The organism is Kocuria rosea (genome assembly GCF_023715525.1).
Classification (GTDB): Bacteria; Actinomycetota; Actinomycetes; order Actinomycetales; family Micrococcaceae; genus Kocuria; species Kocuria rosea_A.
In genome coordinates, this window is sequence record NZ_JAMBOG010000015.1 from 20,768 (window position 1) to 40,169 (window position 19,402).

General features: G+C 75.5%; 18 protein-coding genes. 10 read left to right on the forward strand and 8 right to left on the reverse strand.

The window, feature by feature from the left end; translation table 11 throughout:
* The first annotated feature begins 66 nt into the window (after positions 1–66).
* Together M3185_RS11505 and M3185_RS11510 are read left to right on the forward strand one after the other, a co-directional pair.
* On the forward strand, positions 67–711 hold the full coding sequence (locus M3185_RS11505; RefSeq protein ID WP_251333821.1) for an MSMEG_4193 family putative phosphomutase: 645 nt from the start codon (positions 67–69) through the stop codon (positions 709–711).
* A gap of 10 nt (positions 712–721) precedes the next feature.
* Positions 722–1,417 carry an SCO1664 family protein gene (locus M3185_RS11510; protein ID WP_251333822.1) on the forward strand — a complete coding sequence of 232 codons (696 nt, stop codon included), beginning with the start codon at positions 722–724 and terminating at the stop codon, positions 1,415–1,417.
* A 39-nt stretch (positions 1,418–1,456) separates the two neighbouring features.
* On the opposite strand, the gene M3185_RS11515 is transcribed toward M3185_RS11510, so the two are convergent.
* The 3 genes from M3185_RS11515 to M3185_RS11525 all read right to left on the reverse strand — a co-directional run bounded on the left by M3185_RS11515 (position 1,457) and on the right by M3185_RS11525 (position 4,170).
* Complete coding sequence (locus M3185_RS11515) at positions 1,457–2,299, reverse strand: formate/nitrite transporter family protein (protein WP_251333823.1); 843 nt, start codon at positions 2,297–2,299, stop codon at positions 1,457–1,459.
* Between the two features lie 237 nt (positions 2,300–2,536).
* Positions 2,537–3,571: a Gfo/Idh/MocA family protein gene (locus M3185_RS11520; protein WP_251333824.1), complete on the reverse strand. Its 1,035-nt coding sequence runs from the start codon at positions 3,569–3,571 to the stop codon at positions 2,537–2,539.
* Positions 3,572–3,693: 122 nt separating this feature from the next.
* Positions 3,694–4,170, reverse strand: a complete 477-nt coding sequence (locus M3185_RS11525; RefSeq protein ID WP_251333825.1) for a GNAT family N-acetyltransferase — start codon at positions 4,168–4,170, stop codon at positions 3,694–3,696.
* A 354-nt stretch (positions 4,171–4,524) separates the two neighbouring features.
* Here M3185_RS11525 and M3185_RS11530 point away from each other — a divergent pair, with 354 nt between their 5' ends.
* Positions 4,525–5,592, forward strand: a complete 1,068-nt coding sequence (locus M3185_RS11530) for a helix-turn-helix transcriptional regulator (protein WP_251333826.1) — start codon at positions 4,525–4,527, stop codon at positions 5,590–5,592.
* A 317-nt stretch (positions 5,593–5,909) separates the two neighbouring features.
* Here the strand turns inward: M3185_RS11530 and M3185_RS11535 are convergent, their stop codons facing one another.
* A complete protein-coding gene (locus M3185_RS11535; RefSeq protein WP_251333827.1) occupies positions 5,910–6,404 on the reverse strand; it encodes a hypothetical protein in 495 nt (164 codons plus the stop codon).
* A 145-nt stretch (positions 6,405–6,549) separates the two neighbouring features.
* Here M3185_RS11535 and M3185_RS11540 point away from each other — a divergent pair, with 145 nt between their 5' ends.
* From M3185_RS11540 to M3185_RS11555, 4 genes are all read left to right on the forward strand, one after another.
* The gene (locus M3185_RS11540; protein WP_251333828.1) at positions 6,550–7,359 is read left to right on the forward strand and encodes a Mut7-C ubiquitin/RNAse domain-containing protein; all 810 of its coding nucleotides are present in this window, start codon (positions 6,550–6,552) and stop codon (positions 7,357–7,359) included.
* 199 nt (positions 7,360–7,558) lie between these two features.
* Positions 7,559–9,223: an ATP-binding cassette domain-containing protein gene (locus tag M3185_RS11545; RefSeq protein ID WP_251333829.1), complete on the forward strand. Its 1,665-nt coding sequence runs from the start codon at positions 7,559–7,561 to the stop codon at positions 9,221–9,223.
* Positions 9,224–9,343: 120 nt separating this feature from the next.
* On the forward strand, positions 9,344–10,549 hold the full coding sequence (locus tag M3185_RS11550; protein WP_251333830.1) for an MFS transporter: 1,206 nt from the start codon (positions 9,344–9,346) through the stop codon (positions 10,547–10,549).
* Positions 10,550–10,845: 296 nt separating this feature from the next.
* Positions 10,846–11,274: a hypothetical protein gene (locus M3185_RS11555; RefSeq protein WP_251333831.1), complete on the forward strand. Its 429-nt coding sequence runs from the start codon at positions 10,846–10,848 to the stop codon at positions 11,272–11,274.
* A gap of 91 nt (positions 11,275–11,365) precedes the next feature.
* Here M3185_RS11555 and M3185_RS11560 read toward each other — a convergent pair whose 3' ends face one another.
* Both M3185_RS11560 and M3185_RS11565 read right to left on the reverse strand, forming a co-directional pair.
* The gene (locus M3185_RS11560; protein WP_251333832.1) at positions 11,366–12,502 is read right to left on the reverse strand and encodes a macrolide family glycosyltransferase; all 1,137 of its coding nucleotides are present in this window, start codon (positions 12,500–12,502) and stop codon (positions 11,366–11,368) included.
* A gap of 88 nt (positions 12,503–12,590) precedes the next feature.
* Positions 12,591–12,788 carry an antitoxin gene (locus M3185_RS11565; RefSeq protein WP_251333833.1) on the reverse strand — a complete coding sequence of 66 codons (198 nt, stop codon included), beginning with the start codon at positions 12,786–12,788 and terminating at the stop codon, positions 12,591–12,593.
* A 185-nt stretch (positions 12,789–12,973) separates the two neighbouring features.
* Here M3185_RS11565 and uvrA point away from each other — a divergent pair, with 185 nt between their 5' ends.
* On the forward strand, positions 12,974–15,451 hold the full coding sequence (uvrA, locus tag M3185_RS11570; protein WP_251333888.1) for an excinuclease ABC subunit UvrA: 2,478 nt from the start codon (positions 12,974–12,976) through the stop codon (positions 15,449–15,451).
* Between the two features lie 24 nt (positions 15,452–15,475).
* Here uvrA and M3185_RS11575 read toward each other — a convergent pair whose 3' ends face one another.
* Positions 15,476–16,234, reverse strand: a complete 759-nt coding sequence (locus tag M3185_RS11575) for a YoaK family protein (protein ID WP_251333834.1) — start codon at positions 16,232–16,234, stop codon at positions 15,476–15,478.
* A gap of 52 nt (positions 16,235–16,286) precedes the next feature.
* Positions 16,287–17,033, reverse strand: a complete 747-nt coding sequence (locus M3185_RS11580) for a FadR/GntR family transcriptional regulator (RefSeq protein WP_251333835.1) — start codon at positions 17,031–17,033, stop codon at positions 16,287–16,289.
* A gap of 186 nt (positions 17,034–17,219) precedes the next feature.
* Between M3185_RS11580 and M3185_RS11585 the strand changes: the two genes are divergently transcribed.
* Positions 17,220–18,599 carry a GntP family permease gene (locus M3185_RS11585; RefSeq protein WP_251333836.1) on the forward strand — a complete coding sequence of 460 codons (1,380 nt, stop codon included), beginning with the start codon at positions 17,220–17,222 and terminating at the stop codon, positions 18,597–18,599.
* An 8-nt stretch (positions 18,600–18,607) separates the two neighbouring features.
* A complete protein-coding gene (locus tag M3185_RS11590; RefSeq protein WP_251333837.1) occupies positions 18,608–19,375 on the forward strand; it encodes an SDR family oxidoreductase in 768 nt (255 codons plus the stop codon).
* Positions 19,376–19,402: the final 27 nt, after the last annotated feature.

Consider the following 19,402-nt stretch of genomic DNA (forward strand, 5'->3'; position numbering starts at 1 on the left):
GCTCCGGCGTGGTCGACGACGCCGGGCCCTGTGGTCACGGCGGCCCCGCCAGTACGCTGGTACCTGATGGCAACCCGGAGGAGACCACGGAGCACGCTCGTCCTGCTCGTGCGGCACGGCGAGACACCCACCACGGGCAAGGTCCTGCCGGGGCGGGCTCCCGGGCTGCACCTGTCCGACCGGGGCCGCCGCCAGGCGGAGCGGGTGGCGGAGCGGCTCGCGGGGGTCCCCGTCGACGCGGTCCTCACCTCGCCCCTCGAGCGCACGCGGGAGACCGCGGCGCCGACCGTGGCCCGGACCGGCCGGGAGGCCGTCGTCGACCCGGGTCTGCTCGAGTGCGACTTCGGGGAGTGGACGGGCGCGGAGCTGTCCCGGCTCGGCCGGCTCAAGGCCTGGCAGACCGTCCAGCGGGCGCCCTCGACCTTCCGGTTCCCCGGCGGCGAGAGCTTCGTCGAGATGCAGGCCCGGATGGTCGGCGCCGTGGACCGGGCGCGCACCGTCCACGAGGGCGGGGTCGTGGTCTGCTTCTCGCACGCCGACCCGATCAAGGCGGTCCTCGCGCACGCTCTGGGGACGCACCTGGACCTCTTCCAGCGCATCGTCGTCAGCCCGTGCTCGATCTCGGTGATCTCCTACGCGCCGGGCCAGGCGCCGGTCGTGCTCACGGTCAACTCCACCGACGAGCCGCTGAGCGGCCTGCGGGTCTCGTGAGCGGGGACCGATGAGCGACCTCGTGCTCCTCGCGCAGGGCCGGATGGAGCTCCTCGGGCTGATCCGGAAGAGCAGCAACTCGGCGATGCTCGTCGAGGTCCGGCTCGGCGAGGACTCGGCCTGGGCGATCTACAAGCCCCAGGAGGGCGAGCGCCCGCTGATCGACTTCCGCGCGGGCCTGCACCGGCGGGAGCGCGCCGCGTACCTGCTCAGCGAGTGCCTGGGCTGGGGGATCGTGCCGGCGACCGTCGTGCGGGAGGACGGTCCCTTCGGCGTCGGGTCCCTGCAGCTGTTCGTCGAGCACGACCCCGGGGAGCACTACTTCACGCTGTACGAGGGCGCCCCGCAGACCCACGACGCGCTGCGCCGGATCGCGCTGTTCGACTGCGTCGCCAACAACGCCGACCGCAAGGGCGGCCACGTGCTGCGGGGGAGCGACGGGCGGGTGTGGGGCATCGACCACGGGCTGTGCTTCGCGGCGGAGCCCAAGCTGCGGACCGTCGTGTGGGACTTCGGCGGGGAGCCCGTTCCCGAGCAGCTGCTGCACGACATCGCCCCGCTGGCCGACACGGCTCCTCCCGAGCTCGCCGATCTCCTCGGCGCCCGGGAGGTCGCCGCGCTGCAGGAGCGGGTGCGCCGGCTGCTGGAGCACCCGGTCCTGCCGGTGGACCGCACCGGCCGCCGGATCCCGTGGCCCCTCCTCTAGGAGGGCGGGAGCGCCCGGTCGCCGCCGGGAACCGGGCGGTCACTCGCCCGGGACGCCGACCGGCGGGGCGAGCCGGCGGTCGCGGGTCGCCCCGGTCCGGGCGTGGGTGGCGTACAGCGTGAGCCCGACGAAGGTGACGCCGCCGACGATGTTGCCGAGCACGGTGGGGATCTCGTTCCACACGAGGTAGTCCGTGAGGGAGAAGCCGGCGCCGAGCAGCAGGCCCGAGGGGAACAGGTACATGTTGACGACCGAGTGCTCGAAACCCATGTAGAAGAAGAGCAGGATGGGCATCCACATCGCGATCACCTTGCCGGAGACGCTCGTGGACATCATCGCGGCGACCACGCCGGTGGAGACCATCCAGTTGCACAGGACGGCGCGGAGGAAGAGGGTCAGCATGCCGGCGGCGCCGAACTCGGAGTAGCCGACCGTGCGCCCCTCGCCGATGACGCCGATCTGCTGGCCGACCTCGTTCGGGGGCAGGGAGAAGCCGTAGGTGAAGATCACCGCCATCATCACGGCGACGGTGAGGGCGCCGGCGAAGTTGCCGGCGAAGACCAGCCCCCAGTTGCGCAGCATCGAGCGCACGGTGACGCCGGGTCGCTTGTCGATCAGGGCCAGGGGCACCAGGGTGAACACGCCGGTCAGGAGGTCGAAGCCCAGCAGGTACAGCAGGCAGAACCCGATCGGGAAGAGGAGGGCCCCGACCAGCGGCTGGCCCGTCTGCACGGTGACCGTGACCGCGAACGCCGCCGAGAGCGCGAGGATGGCACCGGCCATGAACGCGCGGATCAGGGTGTCGCGGGTGGCCATGAGGACTTTCGCCTCCCCGGCGTCGATCATCTTCGTGACGAAGTCCGAGGGCAACACATAGGACATGGCAGGGCTCCGATGAGGCGGGGACGGGTGGAGGGCTGCACCGGACCGCGCCACCGCAGGGCCCGGCGGCCCGTGTGCACCAGTGTGGGCGGCGGAGGTTTCCCCGCTGTGTCCTCGCCCGCACCGCCGGGTCACATCGGGCTCACCGGCGCGCGGGGCGCCGGTGAGGGACGGCAGCGCCGGCCGGCCGCTGGCGGGCGCCGTCCCCCGGGCCGCCCCGGGGCGGGCAACCGCGGGTCAGAGCTGCTGGGGGATCTCCAGGGCGCCGGTGTGGGCGCTGCGCCGGGCCGCGTCCAGCACGGCCGCGGTGGCCACGGCGTCCCAGGGGTCCACCGGGACGTCCCCGCCCTCGAGCAGCCAGCGGGCCACGGCCCGGTAGAAGTCGGCGTGCTCCCCGGGGGCGGTGGGCACGGGGGTGGCCTCGGGACCGCGGACCAGCCACCCGGCCATGCCCTCCCCGGGGTCCAGGGCGTCGAAGGGGCCGGGGGCGTCGTCGTGGCCGGGAACGAGGAGGGCCCCGGCCGAGCCCAGCACCCGGGTCCGCGGCCCCGGCGCGCCCACCAGGCTGCCGGCCCACAGGTGGCTGATGGTGCCGCCGGCGTGCTCCAGGGCCAGGAACACGTCGTCCTCCGTCGGCGTCGTCAGGGCGCGCAGCTCGGCCCGGACGCCGGTCACGGGGCCGAACAGCTGCATCGCGGCGTCCACCAGGTGCGGCCCGAGGTCGAGGAGCAGCCCGCCGCCCTCGCCGACGGCGTTCTCCCGCCACCGGTTCTTCGGCACCGGGCGCCACCGTTCCCAGCGGCGCTCGAACCGGTGCACGGTTCCGAGGGCGCCCTCGGCCAGCAGCCGGCGCAGCGTCAGCTGCTCGGGATCCCAGCGCCGGTTGTGGAAGACGGTCAGCGGGGTGCCGGTCGCCTCCGCCCGGCGGGCCACGGTGACCGCGCCCTCCAGGTCGAGGGCCAGCGGTTTGTCCACGACCACGGGGATCCCCGCCTCCAGGGCGGCCACCGCGTGCTCGACGTGGCGGCCGGTCGGGGAGGCGACGACGAGCACGTCGGGCCGGGCGCTGCCCAGCAGCCCGGCCAGGTCGCGGTGGATCCGCACCCCCGGCCAGTCGGCCGTGGCCTCGGCCGACCGGGTGGGATCGGTGGTGACGACGTCGGTGACCCGGCAGCCCGCCCGGAGCAGCAGCGGGGCGTGGAAGGTCCGGCCCGCCGAACCGTATCCGACCAGTCCCGCGGTGAGCTCCCGGCCTGCTTCTCGTGGTGCCATGTGGTCACGATATCCGACCCGTGGTTCCCCCTCGGCCCCGGGAACGAGGGCCACCTGCTGCGGACGGTCCTGCTGCCCCGCCGGGATCCTGGACGGGGCCAGAGCCGGGGCGTCCGCGGCGTTCAGGCGCCGTCGGTGAGCAGCTTGGCGTAGCGGATCGGAGGATGGCGCCGGTAGCCGTGCCGGCACCAGAAGCCGTCGAGGTCGTGACGTCCCGAGGCGATGGCGATCTCCAGCAGCTCGGCCCCCAGGCCGCGCGCCAGGCCCTCGCAGTGGGCCAGCAGATGCGTCCCGATGCCGTGCCCGCGGTGGTCCTCATCGACCACCAGGGCGGTCAGCCGTGCCCAGGGCCTCCCGCCCTCCCGTCCGGAGGCCACGGCGTAGAGGTGGGCGGCGGCGATCGGCACGTCCTGCTCGGTGGCGACCACGTGCGCCTCGGCCGCCGGATCGGTGGACAGGCGGGTGCGGATCCATTCCGGGTTCAGGCGGTAGCCCACCTGGTCGGCCAGGTCCATCAGCAGGAACATGTCGGAGATCCGGGCGGGACGCAGGGCCAGCGGGTGCGCGCCGGGGACTTCGACGGAGTGGGTGGCCGACATCGCGACCTCCTTGCCCGGGGTCTTGACCCACCCGCGCCCCACCCGCACTCCCCTGGACATCAGTAGGGGTGGGGCGGGGAACAGGTGCCGCGGCCACGGTCGCTGAGAAGTTCCCCCGTGTGGCGTTCGGGGCGAGGAGCCATCCGCCGCGTGCGTTCCATGCTACGCGCGACCATCCGAAAAACGCACCCCTACTTGACGGAAACGTCCGGGACATGTCAGTCGACGGCGCAGGTGCGGGTCACCGCCGTGCCGCAGCGGGCCCCGTTGCCCTGCGCGACCGTCGGGTCTATGTTCGACGCACAGGTCAAGACGAGCGGCCGTGGTGCTCGCCGTGCCCGCGAAGGACCCCCGATGCCTCAGCCCAACCCCGCCGCCCACCCTCCGGCCGCGCCCTCCCCCCGCTCCACCGACCGCTCCGCCGCGGGGTGGAGGGCTCCGGGGCGCCCGCCCGAGCAGGTGGCCGGGACCCCGGAGGTCGAGCGGCTGCGGTTCACCACCTGCGACAAGGACGAGGGCATCGACGTGCTCGAGCGCGTCTATGCGATCCGGAGGATCCAGGTCGCCCCGGACGGGCCCTTCACCATGACCCAGGGTGCCTGCAGCGTGGAGGGGATGAGCCTGGAGCGGGCCCAGCTCGCGGGGGCGCCGATGGGGGCGCTGGTGGACGCCACCGGCGTCGTGCGGGTCGGTCAGGTGCTGGCCGGGCGGCTGGACTTCACCGACCGGACGCGGGCCACCCCGGGGCCGGTCCCGTTCCTGTTCCCGGTGCGCCCCTACGCCTGCCGGTGGAACGACCTCGACCTGCTGACCGTCTCCCTGGACCTCGCGGCCGTCCAGGCCCACGCCGCGGGGCTGCTGGGCGTCGACGAGCTCGGGCTGCGCTTCACCGGCGCCGAGCCGGTCAGCCCGGCCATGGCCCGCTACCTGGCGGGGGTCGTGAGGGCCGCGGGGCGGGACCAGCTGGGCAACGAGGCGGCCATGGCCAACCGCCTCCTCCGCGCCGAGGCCTTCCGCTCCCTGGCCACGGCGGTGCTGCACGCCTTCCCCGGCACCTTCCTGGACCGGCAGGCGCAGGCCGTCGAGGAGCGCCCGTCCCCGGCGGGGGTGCGCCGGGCCGTCGCCTACATGGAGGAGCACCTGGGGGAGGACATCGGCCTGGCCGAGATCGCCGCCGCGGCGAGGATGAGTCCGCGGGGGCTGCAGGCGGCCTTCCGCCGCGAGGTGGGCGCCACGCCGATGGCCCACCTGCGCGCCCTGCGCCTGGAGGCCGTCCACGCCGATCTGCTGGCCGCCGGCCCCGGGGCCGGCGCCGGTGTCGCCGACATCGCGTCCCGGTGGGGATTCGTCCACCCGGGGCGCTTCGCCGCCGCCTACCGGACCCGTTACGGGCAGAACCCGGCGGCCACCCTGCGCGCCTGAGGTCCCCGGGCCGCCTGCCGGGGCGGGGGGTGCGGTCGGGAACCGTGAGGCGCCCCCGGCACGAGGGGTGCCGGGGGCGCCTCCCGCACCCGAGGGATGGTGCGGTGGTGGGTGAACCGGGAGCATCGCAAGGCGGTGCGGAGTTCCCCGCGCCGGGCGGCGGCCCAACGTGCCCCAAATCTACGCCCTCCCGGCGTCCCTGTCAGCAGGGACATCGGACGGGATCGGCGTTCCGGGGGCGCAGGGCTGTCCAAAAAACGCAATCGCCCCCGCGCCCGCTCCCTCCTGCGGCAGGACGAGGAGCGCCGGCCGGGTGGTCAGTTCCGGCAGCAGCCGGCGGACCGCAGGGGCCGGTGGGCGGGATCCACCTGGAGCGGGCTCAGGAAGTGGCTGAGCATGCGCTTCCCGGGGAGGTCCAGGGCCCCGGCGTCGATCCCGTGCTGGAACTGCGCGGGATCGACCAGCACCGTGGCCGCGCGCACCGCGTCGGGGTCCTCGAGGGAGGAGGGCGCGTCGACGGTCTCGGTGTCGTAGACGGCCAGCGCCTCGGCGTAGCCGGCGGCCAGCTGCGGGGCCCAGGCCTCGTGGCTCGCGTAGCAGGGCGCGTCCGGGTCGGGGCTGTCGGCCTCGAGCCAGGTCGCCGCGCCCTCGAGGGGCCGCGCGGTGGGCAGCGGGTGCTCGTGCAGGACCAGGTTGATGTCCGCCACGCGTCCGGCGGCGGTGTCGGCCACGGGGTAGTACGTCGCGAGCCACTCACCGGGGGAGTGGGGACGGAGCTCGATGGCGAGCATCCCGGACAGTGCTGTGTTCATGCGTCTTCCTTGCCGTTGCGGAGTGGCCCCTCGGGACACGATCAACCACCGTACTCCCCGCTTAGTTGATGCGACAACCAAATATGTCGAAGTTCGCCGCGGAGGACCCGGGACGCGCGCACGGGCCGTGCGGCATCCTGGGGCCGTGTCGCTCGTCGTGCTGGAGGTCGACCCCGCGCTGTGGTTCCTGCTGCCCCCGAGGCGCCGGCGCCCGCGCTTCGCGGTGGACGTGCCCGCCTCGGACACGGTCGGTCACGTCGTGCGGATGGTCGGCATCCCGCCGACCGAGGTCGGGGAGGTGCGGCTCGACGCCCGTCCCGTCGGGCTGGAGGCCCGGCCCGCCGCGGCGGCGCCCGGGGCGGGCGCGGACGTGGCCGGCGCCGCCCCCGTGCTCGTCGTCCGCCCTCGCGCCCGGCCGCAGGGCACCTCCCACCGCCCGCCACGGTTCCTCCTGGACGTCCACCTGCGTCCCCTCGCCCGCCGGCTGCGCCTGCTCGGGCTCGACGCCGCGTGGGAGCCCGACGCCGGCGACGCCCACCTCGTGGCGCGGGCCGCCGCGGAGGAGCGGGTGCTGCTCACCCAGGACCGTGGCCTGCTCCACCGGGGGGCCCTGCCCGAGGGCGCTCTCGTGCGGGGCGTGCGCGTCGACGACCAGCTGGCCGACGTCCTCGACCGGTTCGTCCCGCCGCTGGCGCCCTGGACCCGGTGCCTGCGCTGCGGGGCCGTCCTGGCCCCGGCGGGCGCGGCGGACGTGGCCGGGCAGCTCATGCCCCGCACGCGCGGCGCCTACCAGCACTTCTCCCGCTGCACCGGCTGCGGCCAGGTGTACTGGCGGGGGGCCCACGCCGGGCGCCTGGACGCCATCGTCGCCCGCGCCCAGCAGCTGCTGGCCGGGCGCCCCGGGGCCCCCGGCCCCGACGCCGGGAGCAGCGCCGGGGGGCGCCGCCCGGGGTGATCCCGGGCCGGCCACCGGTCCGGTCCCGGTGCCGTTCCCCTTGCCGGGACAGCGGGCGGGGACTACCTTGGTGGCCATGTTCCTGTCCTGATGCCCCGGTCCGCGTCCGTGGCCGGCACCGGCGATCCGCGCCCGACGAGCGCCGGGCCGGTGCCGCACCGGCCCGGCGGGCCTGCTCCTCCGCACCGACAGGAACCCCGTGGCCTCCCTCCCGCACGACACCACCCACCTGCGCCTCGACGGCGTCAGCGTCGGCTTCCCGGGCCGTCGCGTCCTCACCGACGTCTCGCTGACGGTCTCCGCCGGCGAGCGCATCGGCCTGATCGGCGAGAATGGCGCCGGCAAGTCCACCCTGCTCCGGGTGGCCGCCGGGCTCCTCGTCCCCGGCGCCGGGACCGTCCACCGCCCGGCGCGCACCGGTCTGCTCCACCAGGAGCTCGCCGTGCCCGCCCGCACGAGCGTCGGCGACGTCGTCGAGCACGCCGTCGCCGGCCTCCGCGCCCTGGAGCGCCGCCTGGCCGAGCTCGCGGGGGACATCGCCGCGAGCCCCGGCGACCCCGTGCCGGCCGACGCGTACGCCGCCGCCCTGCAGGACGCCGAGCGGCACGGGCTGTGGTCCCTGGACGCCCGCGTCGAGACGGTCCTGGACGGCCTCGGGCTCGGGCACCTGCCGAGGGACCGGCCCGCCGGGGAGATCTCCGGCGGGCAGCGCCGCCGGCTCGCGCTCGCCGCGCTGCTGCTCTCCCGGCCGGCGGCGCTGCTGCTCGACGAACCGACCAACCACCTCGACGACGCCGCCGTGGACTTCCTCGTGCCCGAGCTGGCCGCCTGGCGGGGGCCGGTGCTCGTGGCCAGCCACGACCGCTGGTTCCTGGACGCCGCCGCCACGGGGCTGGTCGACCTCGACCCCGCCCTGGGCCCCGACGAGTCCGCCGGCGGGCCCGTCCGGCAGGGCGCCGCCTGCACGGGCGGCTACTCCTCCTACCTCGCCCGGCGCGAGGACGCCCGCCGCCGCTGGGCCGAGCGCTTCAGCGCCCAGGAGGCGGAGCGGCAGCGGCTGCGGGAGACCGTCGACGTCTCCGCCCGGCAGATCTTCCACACCACGGCCCCGAAGTCCGAGGGGCGCGTCACCCGCAAGTTCTACAGCGACCGCGCCGCCAGGACCGTCGGCGGGCGGGTGCGCTCGGCCCGCCGCCGGATCGACGAGCTCGAGCGCACCGCCGTGGCCGCCCCGCCCGCACCGCTGCGCTTCACCGGGTTCGCCCCGGGGTCGGGCGCCCCGCCCGGCGGCGACCGCCCCCTGGTCCGGCTGAGCGCGGCGTCCGTCGCGGGCCGCCTGGCGCCCACGGACCTGGTGTTGCACGCGGGCGAGCACCTGCTGGTCGAGGGCCCGAACGGCACCGGCAAGTCGACCCTGCTCGCCGTCCTGGCGGGGGAGCTGCGCCCGGACGGAGGAGCCGTGGAGCGGCAGGGCTCCGTCGTCGTCGGCCGCCTGGCCCAGGAGGACCGCTGGCCGGATTTGGGCGTGCCGGCCGGGACCGCGTACCGGTCCCGGCTGCGGGACCCGGCCAGCGCCCCGACGCTGGCGGCGCTGGGCCTGCTGCGGGACGACGACGCCGGCCGCCCCCTCGGGGAACTGTCCCCGGGGCAGCGGCGGCGCGTCGCGCTCGCGGTGCTGGTGGCCGAGCCCCCGCCGCTGCTGCTGCTGGACGAGCCGACCAACCACCTGTCACCGGCCCTCGCGGAGGAGCTCGAGCGTGCCCTGGAGGACTTCCCGGGCACCGTGGTCCTGGCCACGCACGACCGGTGGGTGCGCCAGCGCTGGCGGGGACGGACCGTGTCCGTGGCGCCCCGGAGCGCGTGAGCGGCCCGGACGGAACTGGCCCTGCCCGGCGGCCGCGACTATGGTCCCAGGTGTCGGCCCGGCCCGCCCCCGCGGACCCGGCAGCCCGCCGCCCCGGCCGTCCTCCCGAAAGGTCCCAGCATGCTCAGCAACGCGTCCGCGCCCGGTCACCTGCGCCTGCGCTCCGGCGTCGGCCTGCTCGGCGTGGTGCTGATCGCCGTGAACCTGCGGGTCGGGTTCGTCACCGTGGGCCCGCTGCTGGACGGGATCAGCGAGGACCTCGGGCTCTCCGCCGGTCAGGCCGGCCTGCTCACCGGGCTGCCGCTGGCCATGTTCGCGCTGTTCTCCCCGGTGGCCCCGGCCCTGGCCGCCCGCACCGGCCTGGACCGGGCCCTGTGGCTGTCCCTGCTGCTGCTCCTGGCCGGGATCGTGGGCCGCTCCGCGCCCGCCGAGGCCGCGGTGTGGCTCGGCACCGCCGTGGTGGGCATCGGCATCGCCTTCCTCAACGTGCTGGTCCCGTCCCTCGTCAAACGGGAGTTCCCGGTGCGCGTCAGCCAGGTGACCGGGGTCTACACCGCGATCCAGGGCGGGACGGCGGCCCTGGGCTCGGCCCTGGTGGTCCCCATCGCGCAGGCCGCCCCGGCCGGGTGGCGGCTCGCCCTCGGCGTGTGGGCCGGGTTCGCCCTGCTGGCGCTGGCGGTGCTGGCACCGTGGCTGCGCACCCGGTCGTCCGGACCCGGAGCACCCGCCGGACAGCCGGCCCGCGGCCGCTCCCCGTGGGGGTCGCGCCTGGGCTGGCAGGTGACGGCGTTCATGGGCCTGCAGTCGGTGGCGTTCTACGTCTTCATGGCCTGGCTGCCGAGCATCGAGCAGAGCCACGGCGTCAGCCCGGCCGCCGCGGGCACCCACATGGCGCTGTTCCTGCTGCTCGGCGTGGCCGCGTCCCTGGCCACCGGGTCCCTGCTGCACCGGTTCCGCGACCAGCGCCCGGTCGCCCTCACCGGCGCCGCGCTCGCCCTGGTGTCCTTCGCCGGGCTCGCCCTCGCACCGCAGCTCATGCTGGCGTGGGTGGTCCTCGGGGCGGTTGCGGGCGGCAGCCTCATCGTGGTGGCGCTGTCCCTGTTCAGCCTGCGCTCCGGGGACCCCGCCCAGGCGGCGGCACTGTCCGGGATGGCGCAGTCCGTCGGCTACGCCCTCGCGGCCCTGGCCCCGGCGCTCTTCGGCGCCCTCTACGACGCCACCGGCACGTGGGAGCTGCCGCTGCTGCTCACCGCCGGCGCGATGGGCCTGCTGTGCGTGGTCGCCCTCTTCGCCGGGCGGGACCGCGTCATCGGCCCGGTTCGCTGAAGCACACGCCGGCGGGCCGAGAAATGTTCCCGTCATGATGGGCACCGGCCTCTGACCTGGCGTTACTTTGGTGATGCCGCACCGCGCCAGGGGTACCGGAAGCCCTGCGAGCCGCTGCGTCGTCCGCCCGGACAGGGGTGCTCCTCGCCCCGGTCCGTTCGCTCACCAATGCCACAGGCCGGTCCTCCGGCGCGCCGAGCCGGTCATCGCCACGGGGGGCGACCGCTCTCGGCGACCCCGGTCCCCGGCCGCAGCTCCGAAGCGCCGCGCGCTTCTCCACCGGATGGGACAGGACCATGAAAACCACGCTCAAAGCCGCCTCTGCGGCCGTGCTCGCCACCGGCCTCGGCCTCGGCGCCGCCGCACCCGCGAACGCCGTCGAGATCGGCGAGATCAGCAACGCCACGCGGATCGCCAACGGCGCGGCCGTCCAGGGCACGTTCACGGTGACCTGCACCGCGGGCACCACCGTGGTCGTGGGCCTCAACCTCAGCCAGGCGGTCGACGACGGTGACATCGCCAGCGGCGGCGACTACGAGCAGTGGGCCTGCGCGGGCGGCGAGGTGGAGATGACCTACGACGTCGTGGCCTTCACCAAGGCGTTCCAGACGGGACCCGCCGTCGTCACCGGGTTCATCCAGGAGTGCCAGGCCAACACCTGCGACACCGGGACGAACCTGCCCCTGATCGTGATCGAGATCGAGGACCAGGCCACCACCGGGTAGCCGCCTCCCCGGACGGCCCCGCCCTCCCCGCACGGGGAGGGCGGGGCCGTCGCGCGTCCGGGGCGCGGTCCCGCCGCCGGCGGCGCCGGGCCTACCGCACGAGGCGCTCCACCGCGTCGGCGGCGACCCCGGGGCCGCCGACGGCGCGGACCTCCTCCTGCAGCTCCAAGGCCCGGTCCGTGCGGGAGAGCGCCTCCCGCACGGCCTGGTGCAACCGGGCGCCGGTGAGCTCGCCCTCGTCCAGCCGCACGCCCGCGCCGATCCGCTCCAGGGTGGCCGCGTTGACGAACTGGTCCACCGCCTGGGGCAGGGCGACGGTGGGCACCCCGTACCAGAGCGACTCCGCGGCGCCGCCCATGCCCGCGTGGGTGACGAAGACGTCCGCGTGCCGGAGGACGTCGAGCTGGGGCTGGGTCCGCGCGGCCTGCGCCCCCGGCGGCAGCGGCTCCAGCCGGGCCGGGTCGACCTTGCCGGTGGAGATCACCAGCCGGTGGTCGGCGGCGAGGTGGTCCAGGCACAGCCGGTAGACGTCCTCCCGGTCGGTGTACGAGGTCCCCAGCGACACGTGGACGAGCGGGCGGCCGTCTCCGGGCGCCGGCGTCCAGCCCGTCAGCCGCGCCGGGTCGATGCAGGGACCGGCGAAGACGCAGTGCCCGGGCACCCGGTCGGCGTGGGGCTGCAGCAGCCGGGGGACGAGCACCACGCAGCGGTCCGGGCGGCCGATGAACGCGTCGGGGTCCACGGCGACGCCGGAGGCGTCCAGCCAGGCGCGCAGCGTGGCGAAGTAGCGGCGCCCGCTCGGGGAGGCCTTCAGCGCCGCGGTCTGCCCGGCCGTCTCCTCCTCCAGGCCCTCCCACGCCACCCAGGTGGGGGAGAGCTGGACCGCGGGGACGTCCCACGCCTGCGCCCTGAGCCGTCCGGCGAACCCGCCGATGTCGTAGAGCACGGCGTCCGGCCGGTCCACGGCGTCCAGCAACGGTGCCACCGCGATCGCCTCGTCGAGGAACACCTGCATCGCCTCGCCGGTGTCCTCGGGCCACGGCTCGTCCGGTCCCGGCAGGATCGTGGGGTGGGTCAGCAGCTCGGCCCCCGTCGGGGCCACGAGCCCGGCGTGGCGCCGCCCGACGACGTAGGTGACCCGGTGGCCCCGGCGGACGAGCTCGGCGATCAGGGCCAGGCCGGGACAGATGTGGCTGGGGGCAGAGACCCCCGCCATGAGCAGGTGCACGGCGTCCTCCCTCGGGGCCGGGACCGGGGCCGGGGCCCCCGCCCCGGGGCGACCGGGGGCGGGGGGCCTCCGCAACGGCTGCGGCGGCTCAGCCCTGCTGCTGGTCCTGGTCCCCGCCGAGCAGGCCGCCGGCCTTCTCCTGGGCCTGGTCGACCTGGGCCTGGTACTTGTCGCCGGTGCGCCGGTCCACGGCGTCGCCGCCGCGGTCGATGCCCTGCTGCACCTGGTCGGGGTGCTGGGCCGCGGCCTCCTTGGCCTTGTCCGCGAACCCTCCGAGATCCACCATGGTCGCTCCCTCCGTCGATCGGTCGCCGGCGGGTGCTCCCGCCGGAGGTCCTACCATCGTGGACCCTCGGGGCGGGCCTGGCCACCCCCGTCCGGAGGGCGCCGTCCCGGCTCGCTAGGGTGGGGGCGGTGAGCACCGACACCGCCCCCACGTCCCCGACCGCCCCCGACGTCCGCGGCCACGGCATGGTCCGCGTCCGCGGCGCCACGGAGAACAACCTGCGCGCCGTGGACGTCGACGTCCCCCGGGACGCGATCGTCGCGTTCACCGGGGTCTCCGGGTCCGGGAAGTCCTCCCTGGCCTTCGGGACCATCTACGCCGAGGCGCAGCGGCGCTACCTCGAGTCCGTGGCCCCGTACGCGCGGCGCCTGATCCAGCAGGGCCACAACCCCGCGGTCGAGCAGATCACCGGCCTGCCCCCGGCCGTGGCGCTGCAGCAGCGGCGCGGCACGCCGAGCTCCCGCTCCACGGTGGGCACGCTCACCACCCTGTCCAACTCCCTGCGGATGCTCTTCTCCCGGGCCGGCACCTACCCCGCCGACGCCGCCGGCAGCCTCGACTCGGACGCCTTCTCGCCCAACACCGCCGCCGGCGCCTGCCGCGAGTGCTCGGGGCTGGGCGCCGTCCACGACGTCACCGAGGACTCCCTGGTCCCGGACCCGTCCCTGAGCATCCGCGACGGTGCCGTCGCCGCCTGGCCCGGGGCCTGGCAGGGCAAGAACCTGCGCGACATCCTGAGCCACCTCGGCCACGACCTCGACACCCCCTGGCGGGAGCTGGCGCGGGAGGAGCGCGACTGGATCCTGTTCACGGAGGAGCAGCCCGTGGTGGAGGTGACCCCCCAGCGGGACCGCGTGGCGAAGCCGTACAAGGGCCGCTTCTGGAGCGCGCGCAGCTACGTGCTGCACACCCTGGCCGACTCGGCCAGCCCGCAGATGCGCGAGCGCGTCCTGCAGTACGTCGTCACCGGGCCGTGCCCCGCGTGCGGCGGCAGCGGCCTGCGCCCCGAGGCGCTCGCCGTGACCTTCGCGGGCCGCAGCATCGCCGAGCTCAACGAGGTGCCCCTGACGGAGCTCGCCGAGGTCGTGCGCCCCACCACGGTCCTGGAGGGCGCCGGCACGGCCTCCCGGGCGGCGTCCTCGGGCGAGCGCACGGAGGTGGCCGTGACCATCACCCGCGACCTGCTGGCGCGCCTGCAGGTGCTCGTGGACCTGGGCCTGGGCTACCTGAGCCTGCACCGCGCCACGCCGAGCCTCTCGCCGGGGGAGGTCCAGCGCCTGCGCATCGCCACCCAGCTGCGCTCCGGGCTGTTCGGGGTCGTCTACGTCCTGGACGAGCCCTCCGCGGGACTGCACCCGGCGGACGCCGAGCCGCTGCTGGCGGTCCTGGAGGAGCTGCGCGAGGCGGGCAACTCGGTGTTCGTCGTCGAGCACGACATGGACGTGGTGCGGCGCGCCGACTGGGTCGTCGACGTCGGGCCGCAGGCCGGGGACCGGGGCGGCGAGGTGCTGTACAGCGGCCCGCCGGCCGGCCTCGCCGGGGTGGCCGACTCCGCCACGCGCCCGTTCCTGTTCCCGGAGCGCGCCCCCGGCGGCGCCCGGGCCGGCGGGGCCCGGCGCCGGAGCGAGCAGCGGCTGCGGCTGCGGGGGATCACCCGGCACAACCTGCGGGAGCTCGACGTCGAGATCCCGCTGGGCGTGCTCACGGCCGTGACCGGGGTCTCGGGATCGGGCAAGTCCACGCTGGTCAGCCAGGTCCTCGCCGAGACGGTCGCCCGCCACGTGGGCGGCGCCGACCCGGCCGGCGGGGATCCCGGCCCGGAGGGGGCGGCCGCCCCGGCGGTCGCCACCCGGCTGCGGGAGGCCGAGGGGCTGGCGCACCTGGACCGGCTCATCCGCGTGGACCAGCGGCCCATCGGCCGCACCCCCCGCTCCAACCTCGCGACCTACACCGGGCTGTTCGACGCCGTGCGCAGGCTCTACGCGGGCACGGACGAGGCCCGGGCCCGCGGCTGGGGGCCCGGGCGGTTCTCCTTCAACGTGGCCGGCGGCCGGTGCGAGACCTGCCAGGGCGAGGGCTTCGTCGCCGTCGAGCTGCTGTTCCTGCCGGGCACCTACGGGCCCTGCCCGGAGTGCCGCGGCGCCCGCTACAACCCCGGGACGCTGGAGGTCACCCACCGGGGCCTGAGCATCGCCGAGGTCCTGGGCCTGCGGGTGGAGGAGGCCGTGGACGTCCTCGCCGACGTCCCGGCCGCCGTGCGCAGCCTCCGGGCGCTGCTCGACGTGGGCCTCGGCTACCTCCGGCTCGGGCAGCCCGCCACGGAGCTCTCCGGCGGGGAGGCCCAGCGGATCAAGCTGGCCACCGAGCTGCAGCGGGCCCGCCGCGGCCACACCCTCTACCTGCTGGACGAGCCGACCACGGGGCTGCACCCGCAGGACGTCCGGCTGCTGCTGCACCAGCTGGACCGGCTCGTGGACGCCGGCAACACCGTGGTCGTGGTGGAGCACGCCATGGACGTCGTGGCGGCCGCCGACCACGTGATCGACATGGGGCCCTCCGGGGGCGAGGGCGGCGGGCGGGTCGTGTGCACGGGCACCCCGCAGGAGGTCGCCCGGTGCGGGGCGAGCCGGACGGCCCCCTACCTCGCCGCGGCGCTCGGCTGAGCGCTCACCCCCGCCGGGGCCGGCTCACAGGAACACGCGGGCGCCCCGCCGCCGCGCGACGTCACGGGCCACGGGGCGGAAGGCCAGGACCAGGAGCAGCACCGCGATGGGCACCAGGAACGCGAAGCCCACCGCCAGGTAGCCCAGCGTCCCGGCCACACCGCCGAGGAAGAACAGGCCCACCAGGGTGGCCAGCACCCGCAGCTTCTCGGGGTCGCCCCGGACCGGGTCGGGCCCGGGCGTGCGGTTGGGGTAGGCCATCTTGCCGAGCTCGATCGCGATGTCGGTGATCATCCCGGTCACGTGCGTGGTGCGCACGGGGAAGTCCCCGACCTTGGTGATCAGGGCGTTCTGCAGCCCCATGGTGAAGCACAGCACCCCCACGGAGACGAGGTCCCGGTGGTCGTCCCGGAACGTCTCGGCGCTCAGGCTGAAGCCCAGGATGAGCAGCCCCTCGAACGCGAGCACGTTCGCGAACCGGCCCCCGAGGCCCCGCCGCCGGCCCCAGTTGAACAGCAGCGCGCACCAGATCCCGCCCAGCACGAAGGCCCCGAGCCCCACCGCGCTGATCGACAGCAGCTCCACGTCCCGGTCCACGAGGTGGTCGGCCATCGTGGCCGTGAGCCCGGTCATGTGGGAGGTGTACAGGGCTACGGCCACGAACCCGGCGGAGTTCAGCATCCCGGCGACGAGGATCAGCAGGAAGGCGAGGTGACGGTCGTAGCGGGGGATCCGGCGGGCCCCCGAGACAAGAGCGAGGTAGCCGGCGACAGGGGTGGCCATGCCCCCAGCCTAGGAACGGGCCCGGCGCCGGGGCTGGGGACTTTCGGCCAGATCAGTCCGTGTCCCTGCTCACACCCGCGGCCGCGTCCCCGGCCGCGTCCCCGGTCGCGTCGACGACCTCGTCGAGCACCTCCGAGACCACGGCCCGCGCCCGCTCCTCGGCGACGGCGGCGCGGCCGGCGTCGATCGCCGCGGCCGTCGCCTCGTGGTCGGCCAGGGCCCCGGGAGCCGGGTGCCGCGGCATGAGCCCGAGCGTGGTGCGGCCGGAGAGCACCTCCGTCACGACGTCGCGCAGGGCCGCGAGCATGGGGTTGCCGCTGGCCTCGAGCAGCAGCGCGTGGTACGCGACGTCCACCGCCAGGTACTCCGGGTCCGTGCCGCGGCCGGCCTGGCCGAGCTCCCGGAGCCGGGCGGCCAGCTCGACCAGGCGCCGCCGGGTCTGCGCGTCCGCGCGCCCGGCGGCCAGCCGGGCGGCCACGGGCTCGATCGCCGAGCGCAGCTCCGTGAGGGCCAGCAGCTGGGCGCCCCGGCCGGGCCCGCCCAGCCGCCACCGGATCAGCCGGGGGTCGAAGGGGTTCCACTCCCGCGGGGCACGGACGGTGACCCCGACGCGCCGCCGGGACTCCACCATCCCCATCGACTCGAGCACGCGCACCACCTCCCGCACGAGCGTGCGCGAGACCCCGAACTCCGCCTCGAGGCCCGCCAGCGTCAGGACGGTGCCGGGCGGGCGCGCCCCGGAGGCGATGCTCTCGCCGAGCCGATCCAGCACCCCGCTGTGCTGCTCCACCCCGTGCATGCCGCTCCGTTCCCGCTCCGCCGGCGCCCCCCGGAAGTCCCCGCGGGGCGCCGGCGGGCGTGCCGGGGGCGGGCCGAGCACCCCCGGTTGCCAAAAGTATGATCTTTCTGTCAGCCTAGCGCGTGTCGTACGTCACGGCGGCACGCCACAGGCCTGTTCCGGGCCGGAGATCAACGGAGATGCTCAGTGGAAGACTGGACACAGACCCTCGGCACGGCGCCCCTGCTCGCCATCGCCGCCGGAGCCATCGCGCTCATCCTCATCCTCGTCATCAGGTTCAAGGTCCACGCGTTCCTCACGCTGGTCCTGGTGGCCCTGCTGACCGCCTTCGCGACCGGCATCCCGCGGGACGTGCTCGTGGACACCGCGGTGGAGGCGTTCGGGGCCACGCTCGGCCCGGTCGCCCTGCTCATCGCCCTGGGCGCGATGCTGGGCAAGATGGTCGAGCACAGCGGCGGCGCCATGGCGCTGGCCGACAAGCTCGTGTCCGTCTTCGGGGAGAAGCGCGCCCCCTTCGCCCTCGGCATCGCCTCGCTCATCATGGGCTTCCCGATCTTCTTCGACGCCGGTCTGGTCGTCATGCTGCCGATCATCTTCGCCGTCGCCCGGCGCCTGGGCGGCAACAACGTCCTGCTCTACGGCTTCCCCGCCGCCACGGCGTTCTCCGTGATGCACGTCTTCGTGCCCCCGCACCCGGGGCCCGTGGCCGCGACGGAGCTCTACGGCGCCGACCTCGGCCTGGTCCTGCTCATCGGCCTGCTCATCGCGTTCCCGATCTGGTACGTCTCCGGCTACCTCTGGGGCAAGCGCGTGGGCACCAAGTACGTCCTCCCGGTGCCCGGGTTCTTCGGGGAGCTCGATCCCGACCAGCCGAAGAACCCGCCGAAGGTCGGCACCATCATCGCGATGCTGCTGCTGCCGCTCGTGCTGATCTTCCTGAACACCGGCCTGAACTTCCTGCGCGCGGCCGGCGCGGTCTCCGCCGACGCCGAGTGGGTGCAGGTCCTCTCCGCGCTCGGCGAGTCCCCGGTGGCCCTGCTGATCTCCGTGCTCGTGGCCACGTTCGTGCTCGGCACCCGCCGCGGGGAGCACGGCACCGCCCTGGAGAAGGTCCTCGACTCCTCCCTCGGCCCGGTGTGCTCGGTCATCCTCATCACCGGTGCCGGCGGCATGTTCGGCGGCATCCTGCGCGCCTCCGGCATCGGCGACGCCCTGTCCTCGTCGCTGGGGGACCTGGGCCTGCCGGTCATCGTCGCGGCCTACCTCATCGCCGTGATCCTGCGCCTGGCCCAGGGCTCCGCCACGGTGGCCCTCGTGACCGCGGCGGGGCTGATGGCCCCGGCCGTGGCCGCGGGCGGCTTCAGCGCGGTGCAGATCGCCGCGATCACCCTGGCCACCGCGGCGGGCTCCGTGTTCGCCAGCCACGTCAACGACTCCGGGTTCTGGCTGGTCGGGCGCCTCATGGGCATGGACGTCAAGACCACCCTGAAGACCTGGACGGTCCAGCAGGCCCTGGAGTCGGTGCTCGGCTTCGCCATCGTCCTGGCCATCTTCTCCGTCGCCTGAGGAACCCCGTGAACAGCATCTTCGACATCACCGGCCGGCTCGCCCTGGTCACCGGCTCCTCCCGCGGACTGGGCCGGGCCCTGGCCCAGGGCCTCGCGGAGGCCGGCGCGCGCGTGGTCCTCCACGGCCGCGACGGCGCCGCCCTCGCCCGGGCCCGCGACGAGATCGCCGAGGCCGTCGGCGCCGCCCCCGCCGTGGTGGCCTTCGACGTCACCGACGCCGAGGCGGTCCGCGAGGGCGTCGGCGCGCTCGTCGCCGAGCACGGCGTGCCGGACATCCTGGTCAACAACGCCGGGATCCAGCGCCGCGCGCCCTTCACGGAGTTCGCCGCGCAGGACTGGGACGACATCGTCGCGGCCAACCTCTCCAGCGCCTTCCACGTCTCCCGGGCCGTCGCGCCCGGGATGCAGGAGCGGGGCTCCGGGAAGATCGTCAACATCGGCTCCGTGCAGTCGGTGCTCGCCCGGCAGACCATCGCCCCGTACTCGGCCACCAAGGGCGGGCTGGTCATGCTCACCAAGGGCATGGCCGCCGACCTCGCCCGGTACGGCATCCAGGTCAACGCCATCTCCCCGGGCTACTTCGCCACGGAGATGAACCAGGCCCTCGTGGCGGACGAGGCGTTCAGCGCCTGGGTCGTCCAGCGCACCCCCGCCCAGCGCTGGGGCCGGGTCGAGGAGCTCGTCGGGACGCTGCTCTACCTCTGCTCCGACGCCTCGAGCTTCGTCTCGGGCCAGAACATTCTCGTCGACGGCGGCATGACCTCCGTCGTCTGAGCCGCACCGGCCCACCCCGCACCGCCC